Annotated in this window: 2 protein-coding genes; both read right to left on the minus strand. The window is 64.1% G+C overall.

What is annotated here, in order from left to right:
* The coding region (locus ACNFIC_RS23790; RefSeq protein ID WP_416782276.1) for an amino acid adenylation domain-containing protein at positions 1-3,279 on the minus strand (3,279 nt) is incomplete at its 3' end.
* Positions 3,279-6,741, minus strand: a 3,463-nt coding sequence (locus ACNFIC_RS23795; RefSeq protein WP_416782278.1) for an amino acid adenylation domain-containing protein, incomplete at its 5' end; no start/stop codon positions are given. The genes ACNFIC_RS23790 and ACNFIC_RS23795, both read right to left, overlap by 1 nt.

The following is a 6,741-nucleotide window of genomic DNA, read 5'->3' on the forward strand; positions in this document are numbered from 1 at the left end:
CGGGCTCTCGACCTCGCTGCGTGCCACACCCGCCAGCCCTTGCACCGTCTGGTGCTGGAACAGTTGCTTGGGGGTGAAGCGAATACCCGCCTGACGGGCACGGCTGACCACTTGGATGGAGATGATCGAGTCGCCGCCCAACTCGAAGAAGTTGTCCTGCATCCCCACCCGCTCGACCTTGAGCACCTCCTGCCAGATCCCAGCGATTCGCGCTTCCAGCTCACTGCGCGGCGCCACGTATTCAGCCTGTTGGCCGACCTCCGGGCGTGGCAGCGCGCGGCGTTCGAGCTTACCGTTCGGGCTCAACGGCAATGCGTCGAGGAACATCCACTGCACCGGGATCATGTACTCCGGCAGGTTTACCTGTAGGCGGCGCTTCAGCGTGTCGCGCAAGCTGCCCTCGTCGGCGCTGCCATCGCTTGCCACCACGTAGCCCACCAACTGCTGGCTACCGGCCAATTCCACCGCCAGCACCACCGCTTCACGTACCTCGGGCTGCTCCATCAGACGCGCCTCGATCTCACCCAGCTCGATACGCAGGCCGCGAATCTTCACCTGATAGTCGATACGCCCGGCGTACTCGATCACACCGTCCGCACGCTGGCGGGCCAGGTCGCCAGTGCGGTACAGCCGCTCGCCATTGCCAAACGGGCTGGTAGCAAAGCGTTCGGCGGTCAATGCCGGGCGGCGGTGGTAACCGCGCGCCAGGCCTTCGCCGCCCAGGTACAGCTCACCGATCACCCCGACCGGCACCGGGTTCAGTTCGGCGTCCAGCACGTAAGTCGTAAGGTTGGCGATCGGCTGGCCAATGGGCACCGTGTCGGCGCCCTCCTCGCGGCAGGTCCAGTGGGTCACGTCGATAGCCGCCTCGGTCGGACCGTACAGGTTGTACAAACCGGCCTGCGGCAGCTTGGTGAATACTTGCTGCTGCGCATCCACCGGCAACGCTTCGCCGCTACAGACGATGCGCTTGAGGCCGGTGCAACTGCTCACCTGGGCATCCGTCAGGAACGCCTGCAACATCGACGGTACAAAGTGCAGCGTCGTGACGTCGTGGGCATGGATCAGCTCGACCAGCTTGCTCGGGTCGCGGTGGTCGCCCGGACCTGCAACGGCCAGACGCGCGCCAGTCATCAGCGGCCAGAAGAACTCCCACACCGACACGTCGAAGCTGAACGGGGTCTTTTGCAGCACCGTGTCGCTGGCATCCAACTGATAGGCCTGCTGCATCCAGCACAGCCGGTTGGTCAGCGCGCTGTGGCGGTTGCCTGCACCTTTCGGCTTGCCGGTCGAGCCCGAGGTGTAGATCACGTAGGCCAGGTTTTCCGGGGCCACGGTGATGTTCGGGTTGTCGCTCGAATAGGTGCCCAGGTCCAGCGTGTCCAAAGCCAGGACCGTCAGCCCTTCAGGCATCGGCAGGCTCAGATGGCTCTGGGTCAGCAGCAGTTCGATGCCGCTGTCCTCGAACAGGTAGGCCAGGCGCTCGCTCGGCAGTTCCGGGTCCATCGGGACATAAGCACCACCGGCCTTGAGGACTGCCAAGAGCCCAACCACCATCTCGACGCTGCGCTCGACGGCAATCCCGACCAGCACATCCGGGCCGACGCCCGCGGCGATCAGGCGATTGGCCAACTGATTGGCGCGGGCATCCAGCTCGGCGTAACTTAGGCGCACATCGCCGAACACCAGCGCCTCGGCATCCGGGGTACGCGCCACCTGCGCCTCGATCAGGCGTTGCACCGGGGTATCCAGCGGGTACTCGGTGGCCGTGGCGTTGAAGCCGTGCAGCAATTGCTCACGCTCGCCGCTGGCCAACATCGGCAGTTCAGCCACGCGGGCCTCGGGGTTGGCCACCATGGCCTGCAACAGATTCAGCCAGTGACCCGCCATGCGCTCGATGCGGCTGGCATCGAACAGGTCGGTGGCGTACACCAGGCTCGCGGCCACAGCGTCGGTAGACTCGACCGTTTCAAGTGTCAGATCGAACTGAGCGGTATTGCGCACACCCATTAACGGCTCGACTTGCAGCGCCGCATGCTGTGCGTGCGGCGTCACCGGCGCCGCACTGCCCTGATGGTTGAACATGACCTGGAACAATGGATTGTGGCTGAGACTGCGCTCGGGCTGCAGGGCCTCGACCAGTTGCTCGAACGGCAAGTCCTGATGGGCCTGGGCGTCAATCGCCGCCTGCCGGACCTGGCCGAGCAACGCCTTGAACGACTGTGGCGCGGTGAAGTCTGCCTTGAGAATCTGCGTATTGACGAAAAAGCCGACCAAGCGCTCGGTCTCTACCCGGTTGCGGTTGGCGACCGGCACGCCAACGCGGATATCGGCCTGCCCGCTGTAGCGGTGCAACAACACCTGGAAGGACGCCAGCAACAACATGAACGGGGTGACGTTTTCCTGCTGGGCCAAGCGTCGCAAACCGTCCAGAAGCTCGCCCGCTACACAGAATGCGTGGCGCGCCCCTCGAAAGCTCTGTTCCGCCGGTCGCGCACGATCGGTGGGCAAGGCCAGCACCGCCTGCTCACCCGCCAGTTGCTCGCGCCAGTAACTCAGTTGCCGCTCGCGCTCTCCGGCTTCCATCCAGTGCCGCTGCCACAACGCATAATCACTGTACTGTATGGCCAAGTCGGGCAACCCAGCCTCGCGGCCTTGGCTGAAAGCGCCGTACAACGCCACCAGCTCATCGACCATGATCTGCATCGAAACGCCGTCCGAGACAATATGATGCTGGGTCATCACCAGCACATGGTCGTCATCGGCCAGGCGCAACAGGCCAACACGTAGCAAAGGGCCGGTCTGTAGGTCGAACAGGGCCTGGGTCTGCTGCTCGACGAACTGCCGAATCTGCACTGCCTGATCCTGCTCGTCGAGCACAGAGGCCAACTCGAACAGCTTGACCGGCACGCCCCCCTCCGGCTGCACGATCTGGCGAGTCGTCCCGTCCACCTCGGCGAACACCGTGCGCAAGCCCGCGTGACGCTCTACCAACCGAGCGAAAGCGCGCTCCAGCGCTGGCAAGTCCAGTGCGCCGCGCAGGCGCAGGGCACAGGGAATGTGGTAGGCCGTGCTGTCAGGCGCCAGTTGCCAGAGGAACCATTGGCGCTCCTGCGCGTAGGACAGTGGCAGCACCTCGAAATCGGCACTGACCTCGGGGATCGGCAGGTTGGCTGGCGAGACCCCTTCAGCGAGCATTTTCTCCAGGTAGAGCTTGCGCTTGTCCAGGGGCAGGGTAATGAAACGCTTTGCAATTTTCGAAGCGACCGACTTGTCCATCAGAAATCCTCCATCTCATCCAGCAGCGCTTCGAGCTTGCTCAGTTTCGTGGTGTTGATTGGTTGCGCAGTGGTTTCCAATTGCTCGACGAACGTGCGCAAGCGCGGGAAACGGAACAACAACTGTGGGGTGAGGGTCAGGCCCAGCTCAAGCTGTAGGCGTGAGACGACGCTCACCACGCTCAGCGAATGGCCGCCCAGTTCGAAGAAATCGTCTTCAAGGCCAACTTGAGCTGCTCCCAGCACGTCCTGCCAGATTGCCGCGACCTGTTGCTCCAGCGCGGTAGCAGGGGCGACGAACACAGTACGCTGCAATCCCGCTTGCGGTGCCGGCAGGGCTTTGCGGTCGAGCTTGCCGTTGGCAGTCAGCGGCAATTGCTCAAGGAACAGCAGATGGGCCGGCACCATGTAGTCAGGCAGATGCTTGCGAAGGTGTTCACGCACCGTCTCGCGCTGCGCCTCGCTGGCACCGGCCAGGTATGCCACCAACTGGCTGGAGCCGGCGACCGGCACCGCCAGCACTGCGGCCCCAGTGACCCAAGGGAGGGTCAGCAGGCAGGCTTCTATTTCGCCCAGCTCGATGCGGAACCCACGAATCTTCACTTGCTGGTCGATACGTCCAACGTACTCGATCACCCCATCCAGGCGGTGGCGGGCCAGGTCGCCGGTACGGTAAAGACGTGCACCTGCCACTTGGCCATACGGGTTCGGAACGAAGCGCAAGGCACTGAGGTCGGCACGACGCCAGTAACCCCGAGCCAGCCCGGCGCCACCGATGTGCAATTCACCCACCGCCCCCCGGGGCACCGGGTTGAGTTCACTGTCGAGCACGTACCAGGACAAGTCGTCGATCGGCTCGCCAATCGGGCTGCTGGCTTCGCGCTCGAGATCCGCCCGCGACAACGGCCTGTAGGTGACGTGCACCGTCGTCTCGGTAATGCCATACATATTCACCAGCCGCGGGGCTTGGTCACCGAAACGTTCGAACCATGGGCGCAGGCTGCGCACATCCAACGCTTCGCCACCAAATACCACCTGGCGCAAGGCACCGCACCCTTCACCGTGGGCCTGGGCGCAGGCCACCTGCATCAGTTGCTTGAAGGCCGATGGCGTCTGGTTGAGCACCGTCACGCCTTCGCGCACCAGCAGTTCGAGGAACTGCTGTGGCGAGCGGCTCACCTCATGCTCGACCATCACCAGGCGCCCGCCATGCAGCCAGGCACCGAACATCTCCCACACCGAGAAATCGAAGGCGTAGGAATGGAACAGGGTCCAGACGTCGTGCGGCCCAAACGCGAACCAGCGCGCCGTGGCCTGGAACAGCCTCAGTACATTGGCATGGGGTAGCAGAGTCCCCTTTGGCTGACCGGTGGAGCCGGAGGTGTAGATCACATAGGCAAGGTTGGCCGAGTTCATCGCCACCTCAGGATCATGCTCCGGTAAGCTCGCCAACTCGCCGGCCATCCGCTCCAGCACCAGTACCGTCACACCCTCTGGCACCCGCAGGCTGTCCAGCAGCGCGCTTTCTGCGAGCAACAGTTCGATACCGCTATCGCTCATCATGAAGGTCAGGCGATCCTGCGGATAATGCGGATCGAGCGGCACATAGGCGCCGCCAGCCTTGAGCACCGCCAGCACGGCAACGGGCATGGCCAGGCTACGCGAGCAGGCGATGCCCACCCGCACATCCGGGCCGACGCCACGGGCGATCAAGGCATGCGCCAGGCGGTTGGCCTGCTGATTGAGCTGCTGGTAAGTCAAGGCCTGCTCACCCAGCGATACCGCCACCGCATGCGGCGCGCGCCGAGCCTGGAACTCGATACGCGCATGCAGGCTGCCGCCCTCTTCATGGCAGGCCAGCGCCGGGTTCAGTTGCGCCGCGCGCTGCTGCGCCTGCGCCACCGGTTCGAGCAACAGTTCGCACAGACGTGCGTCAGGGCGCGCACGCATCTGCTCCAGCAAGCACTGCACGTGTTCGCCGAGGGTCGCCATGGCCTGCCGATCGAAACAGGCTTGGTCGTAGCTCAAGTGCAGGCTCAGTTCCTGGCCAAGTCCAATGGCCAGCGTCAGCGGGTAGTTCGCCAACTCATGGCGCTGCACCGCGCCAAAACGCAAATCGGCACCGCTGCCTTGTTGCAAGGCTTCGGAGACCGGATAGTTCTCGAATACCAGCAAGGTGTCGAACAGCGGACCCGCATGACCGGCCCAGCGTTGAATCTCGAACAGCGGCGTGTGTTCGTGTTCGCGCAGGGCCAGGTTCTGCTCCTGCACGCGCTGCAACCAGTCACCCACCTGCTCGTTCGGCTGCGGGCTGGCGATCACCGGAAGGCTGTTGATGAACAGCCCGACCTGGCGCTCGATGCCTGGCAGTTCGGCTGGCCGCCCAGCAACGGTGGCGCCAAAGCAGACGCTGGCCTGCCCCGTGTATCGCTGGAGCAGGATAAGCCAGGCCGCTTGCAGCAGGGTATTGACGGTCACCTTGCGCCGACGCGCAAACTCGCTGAGTTGCGCCGTCTGCCGGGCATCGATGCGCACATGAAGGTCGGCCTGCCCGCTGCCGCTCGCCTCACCGAGTCCGGCCAGGGCCTGGGTCAACCGTGTCGGTTCGCCAAGCCCTGCCAGCTGGGCTTTCCAAAATGCCTCGCTGGCGACCACATCGCGGGACTGCAACCACTCGATGTGGTCCCGAATACGCCCTTCAGCCCGTGGCACCGGCTGCCCGTGGTAGCGCAGGAGTACTTCGCCCAGCAGTTGCGAACTGCTCCAGCCGTCCATGAGGATATGATGGTGGGTGTAGATCAGATGCTGGTCGTTATCGCCCAGGCGCACCAGACACAGACGCAACAGCGGCGCCTGAACCAAGTCAAAGCCGTGTTCCAGCTCCGCGCGCGCCAGCGCATCGAGGTCGGCCGGCGAGACGGCACGAGCGCGCCAATCGAGCACCCGCATGGGCAAGGTCAAAGCCTTGTGCACCACTTGCAGCGGTCGAACCAGATCACCTTGCCAGATGAAACCGGTGCGCAGGCACGCCTGGGCGTCCAAGGTAGCCTGCCAGGCGGCGCGGAATCGCTCGGTGTCGAGGCCTGACACCGCGACCTGAAGCTGGTTCAGATACTGGCCACTGCCCTGCTCATACAGCGAATGGAACAGCATGCCTTGCTGCATGGGCGTCAGCGGATAAAGGTCTTCGACTTCCCCCAGCGGCACTGGCAGGCGGTCGAGCTGCGCTTGGTCCAGGCCGGCCAGCGGGAAATCGGAAGGGGTCGCGCCTGGCGTAGCCGTGCCCAGGCAGTGCTTGACCACAGCCTGCAACTCGTCACGATAGGCATCAGCCAGGGCCTGTAGGGTCTGCACATCGAACTGCTCGGTACTGAACGTCCAGCCCAGGCTCAGCTCGCCGCCATACACGTGGCCATTGATCGTCAGCCAGTTGCCCAGCGGCGCGTCGGCGCTTTGCTCTGCG

This window comes from Pseudomonas sp. NY15463, from assembly GCF_048068415.1.
GTDB lineage: Bacteria > Pseudomonadota > Gammaproteobacteria > Pseudomonadales > Pseudomonadaceae > Aquipseudomonas > Aquipseudomonas mosselii_C.